Raw genomic sequence first — 16329 nt, forward strand, 5'->3', positions numbered from 1 at the left:
CAGCCACGGTGCCAAGCTGCCAACCACCCGCTGCGGCGGGCGGAGTCCGGGCCCGGGTGGACGCCGACGTACGCCGCCACCGCGATCGAGATACCTGAAGACCACCCGGTGGAGCTGATCGAGGCATCGCACATGTGGGTGATCCCCACGGGCGGAGCGTGTCTATGCCGGGGCCCGGATCAGTTGGTGCGGTCATGCGCAAAGCGATCTCGCTCCCCTTGGGCGCCGCCCTGCTACTGGCCCCGATCCTGCCCGCACCGGCCGCTCTGGCCCTGCCGGGACAAGCGGCCACCACGGTGACTCAGGAGTTCAACACCTGCGGCTACCACCCCACAGGCGCCCTGCGACTGCGGACTGGGCCGGGTACGAAGTACACGGCGATCGGCATGCTGTACCCCGACGACGACCTCAGCGCGGACAAGGCCAAAGGCGGCTGGTACCGAGTCAGCCTTCAAGACCGCTCCAGGTCCGGCCTGAAGGCCGGCACGACCGGATGGGTCGCGAAGTCCGGCCTCAAGCCACACGTCTGCATGCAACTGAACTGAGGCTCCGTAGGCCTGCCGCTCCACCCGGCCGCGGAGGGGCGGAGCCGTTCCTGACTCCGCCGCGAGGGCCCGGTCTCCGCTTCGCCGGACGCCGGGCCCTGGCCATCCGTCCTCGATCGGCCCGCTGATCGCCGACGACGAGCGCCATAGCTCATCCCTGCTCGCCACCGGACCAGGCCGCCAGGCCGTGCCTGGCCGGCCAGCTCGCCATACGCTGGTCATCCACCCAGGGGGGAGCCTGGGAGGTGCCTGATGCCACGGCCCGTCTGGACAGGAGCGATCAGCTTCGGGCTCGTCACGATCCCGATCAAGGTCCTGAGCGCGACCGAGTCGCACAACATTGCCTTCCACCAGGTCCACGAGAAGGACGGCGGCCGGATCCGCTACCAGAAGGTGTGCGAGCTCGACGGCAAGGTCTTGGACCAGGGCGAGATCGGCCGTGGCTACGAGATCGCCAAGGACACGGTCGTCGAGATCACGGACGCCGAGCTGGACGCGATGCCGCTGCCGACCGCGAAGGCGATCGAGATCGTCGCGTTCGTCCCCGCCGAGTCGATCGACCCCATCCGGATCGGCGACAGCTACTACCTGGCGGCCGACGGGCAGGTCGCGGCCAAGCCGTACAAGCTGCTCCGTGAAGCCCTGGCCAGGTCCTCGCGGGTGGCCATCGCGAAGTTCGCCTGGCACAACCGGGAGCGGCTCGGCTTGCTCCAGGTGCTGGACGGCGAGGTGATCGCCCTGCACTCGATGCGCTGGCCGGACGAGATCCGCGACTCCTCGGCGGTCGTGCCGCCGGCCACGGACATCGCCGACTCGGAGGTCGACGGCGCGGTCGCGCTCATCGACGCCATGACGACCGACGACATCAGCGGTTTCCACGACGAGTACAGAAAGGCCCTTGAAGAGGTCATCCACGCGAAGGCGGAGGGGCATCGCGTCGAGGCTCCGGAGCGGGAGGAGGCCCCGGCCGGGCAGGTGGTCGACCTGATGGCCGCCCTCAACGCGTCCGTCGAGCAGGCGCGGGCCTCGCGCGGGGAGGACGCCACCATCCATGCGATGCCCAAGCCGAAGAAGACGCCGGCGAAGAAGACGCAGGCGAAGAAGACGGCCGCCAAGAAGAGCACGGCGAAGAAGGCCCCAGCGCGCCGGAAGAAGGCGAGCTGACCGAGCACACAGGTCACACGTCGGCGTTGGCGGTCCGGGTCAGGTGGTCTTCGGCTTTGCCCTGGCCGCTTCGACGACCTCCCGGCATGCACGGCACAGCGGGTTGCCACCGACCCCGTAGCGGTGGCAGGGCTGGTGGCACCGGGCGCACGAGCCCACCTGGTCCGGCGAGCAGTCCAGCACAGCAGCCGCCTTGCCCTGCCCCGGCACAGTCACGTCTTCCTCCACCGTCATCTCAGCGACCTCGCGCTCGGCGCTCCGGACCGCAGACAGGCTCAATACTCACAAACACGGACAGATGGCCCATAGGGGCAAGCCGCCACGTGGCATGTTCGAATATACATTCGATACCGTCGCGGAGTAGGAAGGAGGTCGGGGCAATGGAGCAGCCGGTGAGCGTGATCTGGCACGTGCGGTGCCATCCGGAGACCGCCGAGGCCGCCTACCGGCAGGTGCTGGACCTGCTGGACACCTTCACCCCGGTGGTCCAGCCGCTGCCCCCGTCGGCGGCCCTGGGGCAGGTCAAGGGCAGCCTCCGCCTGTTCAGGTGCACTCCGGCCGAGCTCGCCCAGCGCTTCCGCGTCCAGGCCCTGGCCCTCTACGGCACCGACACCCGCATCGGCATCGCCCCGAGCTGGAGCCTGGCCGCCATGGCCTCAGCCCGGACTGACGAACGCGGCCTGCTCCACATCCCCGACGACCCCCGTGCGATCCGGGCCTTCCTCAAGCCCCTGCCCGTACAGGCCCTGCACGGCATCGGCCCGGCCCAGGCCGAAACCCTCACCCGCTACGGACTGGCCACCATCGGCGACCTGGCCGACACACCGGCCGGCACCGTGCAGCGCATCCTGGGCGCCCGGGCCGGACGCATCCTGCATGAACGCGCCCACGGCCACGACCCGCGCCCTGTCACACCCCGCCGGATGCCCGCTTCCACCAGCACTCAGCACTCTTTCGACCGCGACATGCTCGACCCCGTCCTGATCCGCGCCGCTCTGCTCGACCTCGTCGTCGACCTCGGTGAACGCCTGCGCGGTCGCGAGCAGGTCGCGCGCGGGCTGACTCTCGCCGTGCGCTTCGCCGACGGCACAACCATCCGGCGCACCCGGCAGATGCCCCAGGCCTCCGCGCACACCGAAGACCTCCGCACCGGTGTCTTCCGGCTGCTGGACGCGTGCGCCTTCCAGCGGGCCCGCATCCGGCGCCTGACCGTCACCGCCGAAGACCTCCAGCCCACCCACAGCGCCCCAGGTACGCAGGTGTCGCTGGACCGCGGCCGCGAAGCACGCATCGACCTCGAACCCGTGCTGGACCGGATCAACGCCAAGTACGCCGCCAGCGGCCGCAGGCTCGCCGGACCCGCCGGCGCCTACCGCCACGCCGGATGACACAGGGGACTTGCCCATGAGCGAGACGCCCCCGCTGGCCGAGACCCGGCCCTGGCACCCGGACGACGGACCACCGCCCACCGTGACGACCTGGCCACCGGGCCGAGGACCAGCCCGGTACGCCTGGGACGGACGAACCTGGCACTACAGCCCCGTCCTGGCCGCCCACACCTACCCCGACGGCCGCACCGACTACCAACTGCTGCTCCGCATCACCCCCCACACCACCTCAGCGCGCACCGTCACCTGGCCACAGCCCGCGCTGCGCCTGGCCCACCCACCCGCCACCAGGCCGGGTGGCTCGTTGCGGATCGACTCGGCTGACGCCTGAGACGCATGCAGCCTCGGGCGGCGGAGCGGGTAGGCCGCACCGGCGGCAACAGGCCACCACAGACCATTACCGGTGCGCTCGCCGTGCCGGTGCGGCTCACCCGGCACACGGCGAAGCCCCCGGCCACGCTCGGTGTAGGAGCGCGCCGGGGGCTTCTTCGTCGCCCGGGCCCACGGGGGGGAGGCGCCGGGAGACGGCTGCTGGATCACCACCCACCCGCACCGCCGTAGTCCGCACATCAACGAGCGCCTGCCCCGGCTCCTCGAACACTGCCCCGAACTCCAGCTCACCCACGACCTGGTCCGCCGCTTCGCCACCATGGTCGACAACCACGACGCGGCACCCTTGCCGGGCTGGCTGAGCGACCTCGCACAGAGCGGACTCGCTCCTCTCACCGGCCTCGCCGGAGCCCTGCAGGAAGACCGGCACGCCATCGCCCAGGGAATCACGACCCCTTACAACTCCGGAGCCAACGAAGGCCGCATCACCGACGTCAAGCTGCAGAAACGGATCATGCCGGACGTGCCGGCGTCTCTCTTCTCCGCCACCGCGTCGTCCTGATCGCCCACCTTCGCCGACGATATACGGACCGGCCGACCACTGATAGGGCTCGTTGAATCTCCCCTCTCTGCACTTACCTGAGGGATAGTCCCGCTCACGGAGATTCCCCACGCTCACGGGCCTCGCCGTATTCGGCCGTGCCAACGCCAGCGTCAGCGCGGGACCCTTCCCGCTGTGAACCCCTCACCGTCCTGGAACTCGATCAGTACTCCACTGTCGGTGAGGTAGATCCAGCATTCAGGAGAGCACTCCAACACTGCCTCTGCATGGCCCGCCACGAGAGCGGCAGTCAAGGCAACGGACGGCACTGCAAGATTGCTCCAGAACACGACCGCAAGCTCGTCCACTCCAGCGCAGGATGCCACCATCCGGCGCAGCTCGTCGGCGTCGAACGACTCGCAGTGCTCGATCACTTCGACCCCGGACCAGTCCAGGCGAGTCGATCCCACAGTCCCGAACCGCCCCACGCTGAGTGCGGCGAAGGCGCGGTCGTCCCGGAACGACAGCACCATCGCTGATTCGCCAACTGCATCCAGCAGCGCTGCGATCACCTCTGGGTGCGTTCCATACACCTCGCTCATACTCAAAGTGGCCCCCGACCTGCCTCGACGATGTGCCGCCTGGTCAGCAGGTTACGTCCTGGCAAACAAGCACATCGATTACCGACCTATGCACAGGGCACTGAGGAACGAAGAGCACACAGGACTCGCAGAACCTCGTCACCACGGCACCGAGCTGATCTCCAGCTACCAGAATCTTGCCAGAGCCACTTTCACGCGAACGCCGACACCTGCAGGCGCAGCTCCCGGTGTGCATGCGGTCCAATGCAGGACCCGGTCCTGGAGGACAGCTCTAGGGTGGGGCGGTGACCGAGACACTGTCCCCCGTGGGCATTGACCTCTTCGATGTTGAACGGCTCCTGCTGACCGAAGCTGCGGAGCCGCCGCTGCCGCCCCAGGATGCTGAGGCTCGAGATCGGGTGTGGGACGTAGCAGTCCGGGCCAACCCCGACCTCTTCGACGGTCCTGTGGTGGCGTGTGGCGGAGTGGAGCTGACGGGCCCGCGCACCCTGCGTGTCTCCTGGGTGCGTGTGACATACCGGCACTACGCCTTGCGTCGTGTTCCAGGCGCCGCCGCACTGGCCTCGTTGTTCGTGAACGTCGTCCAGCCGACAGACGACGGTCGTGTGCTGGTAGCGAGAATGTCGCCCTCGACGGCCGCCCCGGGCAGATGGCAGTTGCCAGGGGGGTCTGTGGAGCCTCCCCAGAAGGGAGCGATGCTCGACGAGTCGGCATTGGCCGGACAGGCCGCGCGGGAGCTGCTGGAGGAACTCGGAATCGCCGCGCGCGCCGAGGACCTGAAGCTGTGGGTCGTCACCCGCGGCGAGAACGGCAGCGTCGGCCTGACCTACCTCGCCCCAGCCCTTCCCGAGGCGGCGCTGCGCAGGGGATTCACTGCGGCAGCGGAAGCCGACCGAGCTCAGGGCCGCGCCCCCGAACTCGACGATGTGGCCCTGGTGCGCTCACCGGACGAGCTGGCTGGCCTGACCGGTCCGCACGCGGACTACCTGGAGCCGATCGTCCGCCGTTTCTGCGGGCACCGCTGAAACTAGGCGCCGGTGAGGAAGTCGCGTCCCCGTTCGTCGAGCTCGGCCACACACCGCAGGCCACGGGCCCGGAACCGCGCCAGGTCGCTGCGCATGCGGGAGATGGCCTTGCGGGTGCGGGTGGAGCGGACGCCGGCCATGTGGTCGATGGCCCGGTGCCAGGTGGCGCACGCTTGCTCGATACTGCCGCGCTTGAGATGCATCTCGGCGCCCGCGACCAGGTCCAGGGCGACGATGCGTGCATAGGTGCCGGCCGGGCGGGCGGTGGCGGCCAGAGCGTAGTGCTCGGCGGCGGCCCGGTGGTCTCCTAGGGTCTCGTGGACCTTGGCGGTCCGGGAGTACACGGATGCGGGCGGTGGGCCCCAGGCCAGCGCCCAGAACGGCACCGCGTCGCCGGGCGCACCGGTCAACAGGGTGCGGGCGTGCTCGGCCTCGGTCAGTGCCGCGCGGCGCTTGCCGCTCTTGGCGAGGGTGTGGGCGTAGACGACACGGAAGAGGGCTTCGGTCTGGGCGTCCACGTGCCCTTTGGCTCGGTTCAGGCCGGTCTCGGCCAGGCCCAGGCAGTGCTCGGGGCGGTGGAGCTTGAGGCCCTGCATGGCCATGGTGCGCATGACGAAGCCGTCGTGTCCGCGCAGGCCGGACTCGGTGGCCAGGGCGTAGGACTGGAGGTGGTAGCGCTGGGCGAGGCCCTGCTGTCCGGCGTCGTAGGACTTCCAGCCCAGCAGATGGACGCCGCGGCTCGCGGCGGAGAGCATCTGCTGGCGGACCGCGTCGGTGCGGAAGCGGGCCCGGCACAGTGGGGCGACATCGTCGCGGAGGTAGGTAACCAAGGCACTGCGGCCGTGCTGTCCGCCGTGGCGTTCGTCCATCTCGGAGAGCACCATGATCACGTCGCGGACGGCGGCGACTTCGGCCATACCGACGGTGTGGCCGGTGCGGGCGGCGGTGGTGCGGGCGGCGATGTCCTGGACGTGGCTAAGTGGTAAGGCTGCGGCTGCCACGGAGTAGGCGGAGGCCGTCAGGAAGCGGCGGCGGTCCAACTCGTACCTCCACATGGGCAGCAGGGCATCCAGCGGGTCGACCCCGAGGGACAGTCCGATGGTGTCATTTTCAGCCTCGCCTGGGGAGGGCAGACCGAGGTCGGCGGGGGTCAGGAGGCGGCCCAGGCGCCGGGAGAGCGCGACCGCGAGGAACCTGGGTGTGTCTCCTCGGGGCGCTGAGCCAGAGATCCAGTGCTCAACGTTGGACTTGTTCGTGCGTAGGCGTGCGCCGCATTCGGCGGCCACCGCGCACACTGCCTTGGCCAATGCTTCGTAGGTGAGGCCGGAATCGGCGACAAGGGCTTTGAGCTGGACGTTCGGCGTGCGCGTGGTCATGAGCACCTGCCCGGATATACGCGATATACCGCTTGGTCTGCCCGCCACCGTACCGCCGGGGGGCACCCGGCGGTTGACTCTTCATCAGGCCCGAGCCCGGCGGCCGGCACCAGCGCCGCCCGGAACAGCTCCCGTGCCATGCCCACGTCTGCGAACCGCATGTGATGCCCCATGCCCTGGGAGGGATCTGCATGGACGAGCGGGATGACCGCTGGATCGCCACTACGGCGTCGGCCCTGCTGGCCGCCGAGTACGAGCGAGTCCCGATCGACGCGCTGACCGTCCGGCGGCCGGGCTTGTCGCTGGAGACCGCCTACCGAGTCCAGGCCGCAGCGGTCGGGAGGCGGATCGCGGGCGGCGCCAGGGTCGTCGGCCACAAGGCCGGGGCGACCTCCAAGGCCATCCAGGAGCAGATGGGTGTCGATGAGCCGGACTCCGGCGTCCTGCTGGACGACATGGTGCTGCCCACCGGCAGCACCCTCGACCGATCCGCGCTGATGCAGCCGCGGGTGGAGACGGAGTTCGCCTTCCGGCTGGGCTGTGACCTGGTGGGCCCGGATCTCGACGTGCAGGAGGCGCGGGCGGCAGTGCAGGAGGTGTTCCTCGCCCTGGAGGTGATCGACACCCGGTTCACGAGCTGGCGAATCACGATTGCGGACAGCATCGCCGACAACGCCTCCTGCGCGCGGGCAGTGATCGGCCCCATGGTGCCCCTCGGCGCGGACCTGGATCTGGCGGCCGAGCCGCTGGTCGTCAGCGTCGACGGCACCGCCGTGGCTACCGGGGAGGGCCGGGCCGTCCTCGGCGACCCGCTGCGTGTTCTGACCTGGCTCGCCCGGCGGCTGCACCGCTTCGGCGACGGCCTGCGGGCCGGGCAGATGGTCCTGGCCGGAGCGGTGCACGCCAGCCTCCCCCTTGGGGCCAAGACCACGGTGCACGCCCGGTCGCCGCATCTGCCACCGGTCGAGCTGCACGTCCGCTAGCCCGCGGCGCGCGGCGTCCGGCCGGCACCACACCCCTGTGCACCACTCCTCTCTTTGGACGAAGGAGCGGCCAATGGCTGCTGACGAACGACGCCCTGTCGCCGTACTCGGCGCGGGCCTCATCGGGATCGACCTCGTTGACAAGATCTGCCGATCGCCGAAGCTGGAACTGGCGCTCGTGGCGGGCCGCGACCGTGACAGCCTGGGCCTGCGCCGGGCGGCCGAGATGGGCCATCTGACCACCGCCGGCGGGGTCCGCGCCGTGGTGGAGGCCGGACCCTTCGATATGGTCTTCGACGCCACCAACGCCGACAGCCACGCCGAGCACTGGGCGGCCCTGCGCCCGACCGGCACGACCCTGATCGACCTGACCCCCACGGGCCTTGGGGCGGTCATCGTGCCGGGAGTCAACGGCCATCGTGCGGCGGCGTACCGGCACCTGAACCTCGTCAGTTGCGGCGGGCAGGCGGCCATCCCCCTGCTGCACACCATCTCCCAGCGCTGCACCCCCACGTACATCGAGGTGGTCTCCACCGGGGCCAGCGCGAGCGCCGGCCGGGCCACCCGACTGAACCTCGACCAGTACATCGCCACCACCTCCACCGCGATCCGCACGTTCACCGGAACCCGCGACGTGAAGGTGCTGGTCAACCTCAGCCCGGCCCGGCCCGCCCCACCGTTCCGGGTGGCCATGACCGTCCTCGCGGACGGCATCCGCCCCGCACAGGTCCGCACGAGCATCGCGGCGGCCGCCGACACCGTGCGCGCCTACACGCCCGGGTACAAGGTGACCTCCCTCGCCGTGGAGCCAGGCCGCATCTCGGTCGCGGTGGAGGTCGGCGCCTTTGGCCGCCGCCTGCCCCACCACGCCGGAAGCGTCGACATCATCAACGCCGCCGCCGTCCTGCTCGCCGAGCAGTCGGCCGCCGCCTCGCGATGAAGGGAACACCACCCATGGACAGCATGGACAGCCCCGAGCGGCCCCAGATCCTCCTGCACGACCCGACGCTGCGCGACGGCCACCACGCCGTCGGCCACCAGATGGACACCGATCAGCTCCGCGCCTACGCCACCGCCGCGAACGCCGCGAAGGTGCCCGTGGTGGAAGTCGGCCACGGCAACGGCCTGGGCGCCTCCAGCCTCCAGATCGGCCGCGCCCGGCTCGACGACGCCACGATGCTCACCACCGTCCGCGAATCCCTTACCTCCTCGCGGATGGGCGTGTTCATGGCCCCAGGCTGGGGCACCTCCGGTGACCTGGCGGCCGCCGTCCGCCACGGCGCCGACGTCGTACGAATCGCCGCGCACTGCACCGAGGCCGACGTCACCGAACGCCACCTCGGCGTCGTCCGCGACCTCGGCGCCGAGGCCCAAGGCGTCCTGCTCATGAGTCACATGGCAGGCCCCGACGAGCTCGCCGAGCAGTGCGCCCTGATGGCGAAGTTCGGCGCCCAGGCCGTCGGCATCATGGACTCCGCAGGCCACTACCTTCCGGCCGACGTCGCCGAGCGCGTGCAGGCCATCGTCACCGCCGTCGACGTACCGGTGATCTTCCACGGCCACAACAACCTGGGCCTGGCGATGGCCAACTCGCTGGCCGCCGTGGATGCCGGCGCGTCCGTCATCGACGCGACCGCCCGCGGATTCGGCGCCGGCGCAGGCAACACCCAGCTCGAAGTCCTCGTGGCCGTCCTCGAACGCCGCAGCATCAACACCGGGATCGGGCTCCGCGAGATCTTGGCCGCCGCCGACGTCGCCGCCGATCGCCTGATGAAGGCCCCGCCGTCCATCGACTCGATCGCCGTCGTCAGCGGGCTCGCCGGGGTGTTCTCCGGCTTCAAGCGGCTGGTCCTGGAGATCGCGCGCACCGAAGGCGTCGACCCCCTCAACCTGTTCCTCGCCCTCGGCGAGCGTCAGGTCGTCGCCGGACAGGAAGACCTGATCGGCGAAGTCGCCCGGCAGCTCAAAGCGACCAGCCGATAGCCCCAGTCAGCGCGCCGCCAACAGCCGCCTCAGCCCAGAGCCGCTGACTGCCCCAGGGCTTCCGTCGCTCTACCGGGCCCCCTCACCTCCACTGCCCTCCGGAAGGACCCGATCGTGAACGAACACTTCACCCGCATCCTGCTCGACGACCTCAGTCTTCCCGCCGACCGGCTCACCGGCGATACCAGCCTTGACCACGCAGGACTCGACTCGCTCGCCGTCGTCGAGCTCTCGGTCCTGCTCGCCGAGCGCTACGGCATCGACGTGAGTTACAGGGAGATCGAGCATGCCGCCACCCTCCGCGATCTCGACCAGCTCATCACCGCCAAGCGCATCGAAAGGTGAACACCGTATGACCAGCATGAGCACCAGCCGCCGGCCCGGGCGAGCCTGGATCATCACACCCGGCCTGCGCCGAGACCGCTTCGCCAGCGCACGCACGTCCGGCGCTGCGGTCGCCCTCGTCGACATCGAGGACTCCGTCGCCCTCCACGAGAAGCCCGCCGCCCGCACCGCTGCGGAAGGCTTCTTCGTCACCGACCCTCCGTGCACCCTCGGCATCCGGATGAACAGCCTCACCACGATCGAGGGCATCAAGGACCTCGCGGCCCTCGCCAGCTACACCGCCCGACCCGACCTCATCGTGATCCCCAAGGTGGAATCCCCCCGCGACATCGAACTCGTCGCCGCCGCGCTCAACGCCGACGGCTACACCCCCGACATCTGGGCGCTGATCGAAAGCCCGCGGGCCTTCAACACCCTCCCGTCGATCATGCGCGCGCCCCGGCTCGGCGGCGTGATCTTCGGCTCCGCCGACTACGCCGCCTCCGTCCGCTGCGGCCTGAGCTGGGACGCCCTCCACTACGCCCGCTCGGCCCTCATCAATGCCGCCTCCGCCGCGAACGTCCCCGCCATCGACGCCCCCACCTGGGAACTAAACGACCCCGACACCCTGCGCCGTGACGCCGAGCGAGCCAAGGACATGGGGTTCTTCGGCAAGGGCTGCGTCCACCCCCGCCACGTGCAGGTGATCAACGACGTCTTCACCATCACCGGCGAGGAGATCGCGCAGGCCCGCGCCATCGTCGCGGCCGCCGACGCCAGCGGCGGAACGGTGACCACCGTGGACGGGCAGATGCGCGGCACCCCCTTCTTCAACCGGGCCCGCGCGATCGTCGCCGAAGCGGACGGTGCGTCATGAGCCCCGGACTGCCCCACGGCTACCGCCAGATCGGCGAGGCCCGCGTGCGGGAGAACGTCGGCCTCTCCTACGAAGAGCTCGCGCCTGGCCTGGTCATCGAGCACCGGCCCGGCCGGACCGTCACCGAAGTCGACAACCTCCTCGGCACAGCTCTGAGCGGCAACGTCGCCCCCATCCACACCGACGCCCACCACAGCGGCCAGACCCAGTGGGGTCGCATCCTGGTCTGCTCCGGCGTCACCCTCAATCTCGTGGGCGGCATGACCGTCCGCAGCGTCAGCGGCCTGACCAGCGCCAACCTCGCCATCGACCAGGTGCGGTTCACCGCCCCCGTCCACATCGGCGACACCCTGTACGCGCAGACGGAGATCCTCACCCGCAGGGTCTCCCAGAGCCGTCCCGACACCGGGGTCATCACCTGCCACACCACCGCCCACAACCAGGCGGGCACCAGCGTCCTGGCCTTCACTCGCACCTTCCTCGTGCCCTTGGACGCCCACGCGGCCCGCGACGCCACCCACTACTGAAGGCCGACCATGAACCAGCCCCTGACCTTCACATCCGCCGACGACGCACTGTGGGAGCAGTACGACAAGCTCGCCACCCGCTCCTACGGCCACCCGATCGGCGACATCACCCACCTGCGCGAGCACGCCGACCTCCAAGTCGCCGTCCGCGGCGGCCGGGTCGTCGCCGGCGGCCTCGGCCTCCTCGTCGACCAGTTCTTCGGCGGCGCCCCCGTCCCCAGCGCCTGCCTCGGCGACGGCTGCGTGGCCCCCGAGGAGCGCGGCGACCACCTCGCCACCGACATGACGGCCGCACGGCTGCACCCCCTGATCGAGCGCGGCGCGGTGATCTCCGCGATCACCACCTCCTCCACCGGCTACGCCCGCCGCCTCGGATGGGAAGCACCCACTGGCGTCCTCGCCTGGGAAGTAGCCTCCGACGACCTCAAGCACTCCTTCGCCAGTGACGACTTCGAGGTCGAGCACGGACTGACCGACGAAGCCGAAGCCCTCCAGGGCGAACTCGCCCGCCAGTGGAACGGACCAGTCCACCGCCCCACCTGGTGGACCCGCTGGAAACAGGACAAGAACAACCTCACCACCTACCGCTTCGCGCGGCACGGCCACCCCACCGCCGGCCTGCTGACCCTCACAACCAAACGGCACGACCGCCACGGCATGAGCCTGACCGTCCACGACTTCTGGGCCACCAGCCAGCCCACCGCCGCCGCCATGCTCGCCTTCCTCGGACGCCACAACACCCGCGCCCGCACCATCACCTTCCGGCGCGGCGCCCTCCCGCCCTACCCCACCCTCCTCCATGGACTCCGCCACCACCGCACCACAGCAGAAGCTTGGCACCCCTGGATGCTCCGCATCCTCAACATCCCCGAGGCCATCAGGCTCCGAGGCTGGCCGACTGACCGCACCACCGCCATCCCGATGGAGATCGAAAACGAGACCGGCCGGTGGGAGCGGTGGATGCTGCAGCTCAAGGACGGAGCGGGCGAGATCGTCCCCACAAACGTAGGAGGGCAGGTGACCTTCACACGGCGCCAGCTCGCCGTCTGGTACGCCGGCGGCTATCGATCCACCACCTCGGCCCGCATGGCAGGAGTCCACGCCGTATCGGAGAAGGCACTCGCGGCCCTCATCCGCAGCACAGCACAGTTCGAACCCTGGCTGCCCGACCACTTCTAGTTCTCTCCACCGCGCGGGCCTCATCAGCGGGCTCCAGGCGCACATCGCCGCTGTGCTGGGAACCCACCGAGGCCGCCCTGCGTGCGCTATTCGCCGGTGGACAACTGGTCGGAAAGGCTGGCGGCGGCGTCGTAGGCGGGGCTGCCGTCGAGTGCGCCGCGGCGCCGGTTGTACCTCTGGGTGGTGCGGGGGTCGTTGTGGTCGGCCCACTGCTGGATCTTGTCGGGCCGGGCGCGTGGCCGGGCCAGGGCGAGGGTGATGGTGGTGTGCTTGATGGAGTGCGGGCCGATCTTCTTCTGCGGCAGCCCGGCGCGCTTGGCGACGGAACGGATCGCTCGCAACTGGGACGGCTCGTCGAGCGGCCGGCCGGTGGCGGTGCAGAAGATGAAGCCCTCCGTACGCTCGCCGATCAGGGTCTGGATGGCGTCCCAGACCATCGGGGGTACGGCCTTCTTCACCCAGTAGCCGCCCTTGACCTCCACCTCCAGGACGTGGTGGCCGCCGTCGTATCCGAGTCTCTCGATGCGGGCGCCGAGCGCGGCGCCGATCCGCAGGCACATGTTGTACAGGACCAGGATCAGCACATAGAGCCGGAAGGCGGTGTGCCGGGGACGGTGCTCGTCACGGGCGGTACGGGCCAGCTTGGCGTACTCCTCCTCAGTCAGGCCCTCGGTGCGGGTGAACAGCGGGTCGATGACCGGGTACAGGACGCCTTCGAACGGGTTGGAGTCGAGCTGCTCCTTCGGCAGGGCCTTCGTGAGCAGCAAGAACTTGAAGAAGGAGGAGCAGGCGGACAGGACGTTGTGCCGGGTGGCGTCGTCGCGCGGGGGGCCCTCTTCGACGCGCCGGCCGTCGCGCCAGACCATGGTGGGCCAGGTCTCCAGTTGCTGGGCGAAGGCGTCCGCCAGCAGGAACGTCACGGCGAGCGGGTGTACGTCGTGCTGGCGGGCGTAGCGCTCCAGCAGCTTGAAGTTCTGCGCGTACGTCTTGCGGGTGCCGTCGGAGCGCTGGTGGGTGAGCCAGGCCGCGGCCAGCGTGGGCAGCGCGTCGTGCTCCCCGTAGATCGCCGTCAGGTATTCGAACAGCTTCCGCGCGTGCGCCGGCCACTGGGACCGTACGCCGCTGGTGACGCGGTCCAGGGAGGTGCGGGCCGAGCGTGCCTCGGCGGCCGGGACGGTCGGCACGGCGGCCGCCGCCGGGATGGTGACGAGCGTCATGGAATCCCCTTATCCCTTCCGGTGGTTGCGTCGCTTCAGTCGCTCGTGGCTGTGCAGAGAAAGCAGAAGGACACGAGGCGCCCGTCGGCGAGGATGACCCCGTCCGTGAACGTCGGGCTCTGACACTGGGGGCAGTCGTGGACCATCTCGGCGGCGTCGGGGTGCCCGTAGACGTAGGCATTGGCGAGGAAACGGGGACCGAGTTCGGAAAGTCCACAGAAGTGGCATTGCGCGATCCAGGCCGCGTCGTCTTCCTCGGGCGAGACGACCATGGCCATCTGCTGGCAGTCCACGCAGTTCACGGTCCGGCTCTCGTGCCCCCGCAGCGTCCCGCGCAGCCGCTTCATGCGCTGGGTGACATAGGCCTGGATGGAGTCCAGCCCGTCGAGCACACGTTCCATGTCGGGCTCGATCCGGGTGCTCTCCTCCGAGCTCAGCTCCGGAAGCAGCGTTTCGTCGAGGAAGCGGATGAGGAAGTCGAGCACCTGGCCAGCGCGGGCCTCGATGGCGAGGGCGCTGTGGGTCAGGCCGTAGTGCTGGAGGGCGTTGCGGTCCTTGGCGAGGGAGCGCAGCGTGTGACGGTCGCTGTCGCTGATGGAGACGCCGGCGAGGTTCGCGAGCCGTTCGATGGTCTCGTCGATGCCGCAGCTCTCGAAGTCGCCGGCGTGGTACCGGTCCTCCGTGGCCTGGAGGGGGTCCTTGAAGACCAGGCTCCAGTGCTCTAGAAGCAGCCGGGCCTTCAGCAGCACCTCCGTCGCGGCGTGGAGATGGATGACGGCGAACTTGAGGCTTCGCGGCGGGACCGGCGGGGCGTCCGCCGCCAGGTGGTCGACCACGCTGACGAGGTAATCCACGCCGTTGGCGACCGGCGGGAAGTCGAGCTCGCGCGCTTCCGGCGCCGGAGGCGTGGCCGGAGCGGGCATAACGGGCTGTTCCACGTGACACCCCTCTTTCAGGACAGCGCTTGACGCTAACTCAGCTCGCTCCCCGGGAAGCTACAGGAAAACTGTAATTTTCCTGTAGCGTCCCACGCGCCGCTGAATCGGGGGACTTTGACCACGAAATCAGCCCACACTAAGGGTCTCCTGGGCTAGGCTTCACCGGAATTCGGCGAAACTGTGCTCAGTTCTCCAGGAGGGCCCACATGGCGGAGATCGTTTTCCGGACGGAGCCGGGGGAGGAGGACCTCGCCGCCCAACTGCTCGACTTCGTCCGTCAGCGCGACCTGACGGTCGAGATCGGCGGCGCCGCCTGGACCCCCGAACGCGCCGACGCACTGATCCGCGAACTTCACGGTCGCGGCCGCCAGTTCCTCCGCGCCCTGGTCGAGGGCAACGGCTGGCTGGACGCCGACGAGTACCGCGCCCGCTACGGCGAGGCCGCCTTGCGCGGCCCGACCGCCTCACTCACCAAGACGGTCAACCGCGGCATCCGGGCCGGCTGGCTCCCCGAGGGCACCACCATTCCACTGACCGCCGTCGACCATGGGCGCGCTGAGAACCAGAAGAAGAGCGGCTACCGCATGGACCCAAGGGTCGCAGCCGTCTTCCGCGACGCCTTCGCCCGCATCCACCCACCGCGGCACGGCAACCCGCAGGCCGTCGTCGACCGGCTCACCGCGCTGTTCGAGGAGATGGGGCACCGCACCCACCGAGCGCGCGAATTCGCCGGGGAGTTCCTCGAAGAGCACGCCGACGACCTCGCTGCGTGGCTCAGGGCCCACAGGACGCAACGCCAGGACGCGGCGGTGGAGGCCTGAGCGTGCGGAGTGTGTGACGGACATGCCGAGGGGCGCCCAGGGCGAGAACCCGACACGCGATGCCGGACGGCGCATCGATGCCTGGTGGTTCGCGACGGAGAAGCTTAAGCGCTGACGCCTCCGCGGAAGCAGTTCCGTGTCGGCCTGGCTCGGAGCCGAGCGGTGCCCGGGGCCTTTCGGCTCTTGATGTCCGGAAATCCGGACATCTCAACGGTGAGACGCCCCGCACTGTCCTGGGCGGCCGTCGAGGAAGGCCTGCCAGGCCATCGCGGAGACATCGAGCGGGCGGCGGGTGCGGTCCTTGGAGTCCCGGATCTGCACACCCTCACCGTCCGCGCGTACGGAGGCCTCCAGGCAGGCATCTTCGAAGTCGCTGCTGTAGGTGCTCTTGTGCCATCCAGTTGACGGAAGCGGCATGCGGGTCCTCTCCTGGTCGTGACGAATCGGGCTGATCATCGACGCCTATTCATGCGAGTCTAGGAGCAACGTGCCGTACGGGGTGACCTGTT

At 69.8% G+C, this 16329-nt stretch carries 20 protein-coding genes; 14 read left to right on the forward strand and 6 right to left on the reverse strand.

The window, feature by feature from the left end:
• Nucleotides 1–194 precede the first annotated feature (194 nt).
• Both ACZ46W_RS34415 and ku read left to right on the forward strand, forming a co-directional pair.
• Nucleotides 195–545: an SH3 domain-containing protein gene (locus ACZ46W_RS34415; RefSeq protein ID WP_468346166.1), complete on the forward strand. Its 351-nt coding sequence runs from the start codon at nucleotides 195–197 to the stop codon at nucleotides 543–545.
• Nucleotides 546–797: 252 nt separating this feature from the next.
• Complete coding sequence (ku, locus tag ACZ46W_RS34420; protein WP_468346168.1) at nucleotides 798–1709, forward strand: non-homologous end joining protein Ku; 912 nt, start codon at nucleotides 798–800, stop codon at nucleotides 1707–1709.
• Nucleotides 1710–1748: 39 nt separating this feature from the next.
• On the opposite strand, the gene ACZ46W_RS34425 is transcribed toward ku, so the two are convergent.
• Nucleotides 1749–1943: a hypothetical protein gene (locus ACZ46W_RS34425; RefSeq protein WP_468346170.1), complete on the reverse strand. Its 195-nt coding sequence runs from the start codon at nucleotides 1941–1943 to the stop codon at nucleotides 1749–1751.
• Between the two features lie 146 nt (nucleotides 1944–2089).
• Between ACZ46W_RS34425 and ACZ46W_RS34430 the strand changes: the two genes are divergently transcribed.
• The 3 genes from ACZ46W_RS34430 (at nucleotide 2090) to ACZ46W_RS34440 (ending at nucleotide 3989) form a co-directional block, all read left to right on the forward strand.
• A complete protein-coding gene (locus ACZ46W_RS34430) occupies nucleotides 2090–3097 on the forward strand; it encodes a DNA polymerase Y family protein (protein ID WP_468346172.1) in 1008 nt (335 codons plus the stop codon).
• Between the two features lie 16 nt (nucleotides 3098–3113).
• Nucleotides 3114–3428 (forward strand): hypothetical protein, encoded by a 315-nt coding sequence (locus tag ACZ46W_RS34435; protein WP_468346174.1) that lies wholly within the window; start codon nucleotides 3114–3116, stop codon nucleotides 3426–3428.
• Nucleotides 3429–3746: 318 nt separating this feature from the next.
• Nucleotides 3747–3989 carry a hypothetical protein gene (locus ACZ46W_RS34440; RefSeq protein WP_468346176.1) on the forward strand — a complete coding sequence of 81 codons (243 nt, stop codon included), beginning with the start codon at nucleotides 3747–3749 and terminating at the stop codon, nucleotides 3987–3989.
• A gap of 152 nt (nucleotides 3990–4141) precedes the next feature.
• Here ACZ46W_RS34440 and ACZ46W_RS34445 read toward each other — a convergent pair whose 3' ends face one another.
• Entirely contained in the window at nucleotides 4142–4570 is a 429-nt protein-coding gene (locus tag ACZ46W_RS34445; RefSeq protein WP_468346178.1) for a hypothetical protein, read from the reverse strand.
• Between the two features lie 572 nt (nucleotides 4571–5142).
• Between ACZ46W_RS34445 and ACZ46W_RS34450 the strand changes: the two genes are divergently transcribed.
• Nucleotides 5143–5595 carry an NUDIX domain-containing protein gene (locus ACZ46W_RS34450; RefSeq protein ID WP_468346348.1) on the forward strand — a complete coding sequence of 151 codons (453 nt, stop codon included), beginning with the start codon at nucleotides 5143–5145 and terminating at the stop codon, nucleotides 5593–5595.
• Between the two features lie 2 nt (nucleotides 5596–5597).
• Here ACZ46W_RS34450 and ACZ46W_RS34455 read toward each other — a convergent pair whose 3' ends face one another.
• The gene (locus ACZ46W_RS34455) at nucleotides 5598–6971 is read right to left on the reverse strand and encodes a hypothetical protein (protein WP_468346180.1); all 1374 of its coding nucleotides are present in this window, start codon (nucleotides 6969–6971) and stop codon (nucleotides 5598–5600) included.
• A 191-nt stretch (nucleotides 6972–7162) separates the two neighbouring features.
• On the opposite strand from ACZ46W_RS34455, the gene ACZ46W_RS34460 reads away from it, so the two are divergent.
• The 7 genes from ACZ46W_RS34460 to ACZ46W_RS34490 all read left to right on the forward strand — a co-directional run bounded on the left by ACZ46W_RS34460 (nucleotide 7163) and on the right by ACZ46W_RS34490 (nucleotide 12844).
• Nucleotides 7163–7954, forward strand: coding sequence for a 2-keto-4-pentenoate hydratase (locus tag ACZ46W_RS34460; protein ID WP_468346182.1), 792 nt, complete (start codon nucleotides 7163–7165; stop codon nucleotides 7952–7954).
• 73 nt (nucleotides 7955–8027) lie between these two features.
• Complete coding sequence (locus tag ACZ46W_RS34465; RefSeq protein ID WP_468346184.1) at nucleotides 8028–8894, forward strand: acetaldehyde dehydrogenase (acetylating); 867 nt, start codon at nucleotides 8028–8030, stop codon at nucleotides 8892–8894.
• Between the two features lie 23 nt (nucleotides 8895–8917).
• Nucleotides 8918–9937 carry a 4-hydroxy-2-oxovalerate aldolase gene (gene dmpG, locus ACZ46W_RS34470; RefSeq protein ID WP_468346350.1) on the forward strand — a complete coding sequence of 340 codons (1020 nt, stop codon included), beginning with the start codon at nucleotides 8918–8920 and terminating at the stop codon, nucleotides 9935–9937.
• Between the two features lie 114 nt (nucleotides 9938–10051).
• Nucleotides 10052–10282, forward strand: a complete 231-nt coding sequence (locus tag ACZ46W_RS34475; protein WP_468346186.1) for an acyl carrier protein — start codon at nucleotides 10052–10054, stop codon at nucleotides 10280–10282.
• A 7-nt stretch (nucleotides 10283–10289) separates the two neighbouring features.
• Nucleotides 10290–11138 carry an HpcH/HpaI aldolase/citrate lyase family protein gene (locus ACZ46W_RS34480; protein WP_468346188.1) on the forward strand — a complete coding sequence of 283 codons (849 nt, stop codon included), beginning with the start codon at nucleotides 10290–10292 and terminating at the stop codon, nucleotides 11136–11138.
• Nucleotides 11135–11665 carry a MaoC family dehydratase gene (locus ACZ46W_RS34485; RefSeq protein ID WP_468346190.1) on the forward strand — a complete coding sequence of 177 codons (531 nt, stop codon included), beginning with the start codon at nucleotides 11135–11137 and terminating at the stop codon, nucleotides 11663–11665. Before ACZ46W_RS34480 ends, ACZ46W_RS34485 begins: the two co-directional genes overlap by 4 nt.
• A 9-nt stretch (nucleotides 11666–11674) precedes the next feature.
• Nucleotides 11675–12844, forward strand: coding sequence for a GNAT family N-acetyltransferase (locus tag ACZ46W_RS34490; RefSeq protein WP_468346192.1), 1170 nt, complete (start codon nucleotides 11675–11677; stop codon nucleotides 12842–12844).
• Between the two features lie 86 nt (nucleotides 12845–12930).
• On the opposite strand, the gene ACZ46W_RS34495 is transcribed toward ACZ46W_RS34490, so the two are convergent.
• The gene (locus tag ACZ46W_RS34495; RefSeq protein WP_468346194.1) at nucleotides 12931–14061 is read right to left on the reverse strand and encodes a tyrosine-type recombinase/integrase; all 1131 of its coding nucleotides are present in this window, start codon (nucleotides 14059–14061) and stop codon (nucleotides 12931–12933) included.
• A 35-nt stretch (nucleotides 14062–14096) separates the two neighbouring features.
• Entirely contained in the window at nucleotides 14097–14999 is a 903-nt protein-coding gene (locus ACZ46W_RS34500) for a hypothetical protein (protein WP_468346196.1), read from the reverse strand.
• 206 nt (nucleotides 15000–15205) lie between these two features.
• On the opposite strand from ACZ46W_RS34500, the gene ACZ46W_RS34505 reads away from it, so the two are divergent.
• On the forward strand, nucleotides 15206–15820 hold the full coding sequence (locus ACZ46W_RS34505) for a hypothetical protein (protein ID WP_468346198.1): 615 nt from the start codon (nucleotides 15206–15208) through the stop codon (nucleotides 15818–15820).
• A 207-nt stretch (nucleotides 15821–16027) separates the two neighbouring features.
• Here the strand turns inward: ACZ46W_RS34505 and ACZ46W_RS34510 are convergent, their stop codons facing one another.
• Nucleotides 16028–16237 carry a DUF397 domain-containing protein gene (locus ACZ46W_RS34510; RefSeq protein WP_468346200.1) on the reverse strand — a complete coding sequence of 70 codons (210 nt, stop codon included), beginning with the start codon at nucleotides 16235–16237 and terminating at the stop codon, nucleotides 16028–16030.
• Between the last annotated feature and the right edge of the window lie 92 nt (nucleotides 16238–16329).

The organism is Streptomyces sp. NPDC031064, from assembly GCF_055570965.1.

Excerpts from the sequence above, each read along its gene's own strand:
- ACZ46W_RS34415 (WP_468346166.1), top strand. The coding sequence starts at position 195 with ATGCGCAAAGCGATCTCGCTCCCCTTGGGCGCCGCCCTGCTACTGGCC.
- ku (WP_468346168.1), top strand. The coding sequence starts at position 798 with ATGCCACGGCCCGTCTGGACAGGAGCGATCAGCTTCGGGCTCGTCACG.
- ACZ46W_RS34425 (WP_468346170.1), bottom strand. The coding sequence starts at position 1,943 with ATGACGGTGGAGGAAGACGTGACTGTGCCGGGGCAGGGCAAGGCGGCT.
- ACZ46W_RS34430 (WP_468346172.1), top strand. The coding sequence starts at position 2,090 with ATGGAGCAGCCGGTGAGCGTGATCTGGCACGTGCGGTGCCATCCGGAG.
- ACZ46W_RS34435 (WP_468346174.1), top strand. The coding sequence starts at position 3,114 with ATGAGCGAGACGCCCCCGCTGGCCGAGACCCGGCCCTGGCACCCGGAC.
- ACZ46W_RS34440 (WP_468346176.1), top strand. The coding sequence starts at position 3,747 with ATGGTCGACAACCACGACGCGGCACCCTTGCCGGGCTGGCTGAGCGAC.
- ACZ46W_RS34445 (WP_468346178.1), bottom strand. The coding sequence starts at position 4,570 with ATGAGCGAGGTGTATGGAACGCACCCAGAGGTGATCGCAGCGCTGCTG.
- ACZ46W_RS34455 (WP_468346180.1), bottom strand. The coding sequence starts at position 6,971 with ATGACCACGCGCACGCCGAACGTCCAGCTCAAAGCCCTTGTCGCCGAT.
- ACZ46W_RS34460 (WP_468346182.1), top strand. The coding sequence starts at position 7,163 with ATGGACGAGCGGGATGACCGCTGGATCGCCACTACGGCGTCGGCCCTG.
- ACZ46W_RS34465 (WP_468346184.1), top strand. The coding sequence starts at position 8,028 with ATGGCTGCTGACGAACGACGCCCTGTCGCCGTACTCGGCGCGGGCCTC.
- dmpG (WP_468346350.1), top strand. The coding sequence starts at position 8,918 with ATGGACAGCCCCGAGCGGCCCCAGATCCTCCTGCACGACCCGACGCTG.
- ACZ46W_RS34480 (WP_468346188.1), top strand. The coding sequence starts at position 10,290 with ATGACCAGCATGAGCACCAGCCGCCGGCCCGGGCGAGCCTGGATCATC.
- ACZ46W_RS34485 (WP_468346190.1), top strand. The coding sequence starts at position 11,135 with ATGAGCCCCGGACTGCCCCACGGCTACCGCCAGATCGGCGAGGCCCGC.
- ACZ46W_RS34490 (WP_468346192.1), top strand. The coding sequence starts at position 11,675 with ATGAACCAGCCCCTGACCTTCACATCCGCCGACGACGCACTGTGGGAG.
- ACZ46W_RS34495 (WP_468346194.1), bottom strand. The coding sequence starts at position 14,061 with ATGACGCTCGTCACCATCCCGGCGGCGGCCGCCGTGCCGACCGTCCCG.
- ACZ46W_RS34505 (WP_468346198.1), top strand. The coding sequence starts at position 15,206 with ATGGCGGAGATCGTTTTCCGGACGGAGCCGGGGGAGGAGGACCTCGCC.
- ACZ46W_RS34510 (WP_468346200.1), bottom strand. The coding sequence starts at position 16,237 with ATGCCGCTTCCGTCAACTGGATGGCACAAGAGCACCTACAGCAGCGAC.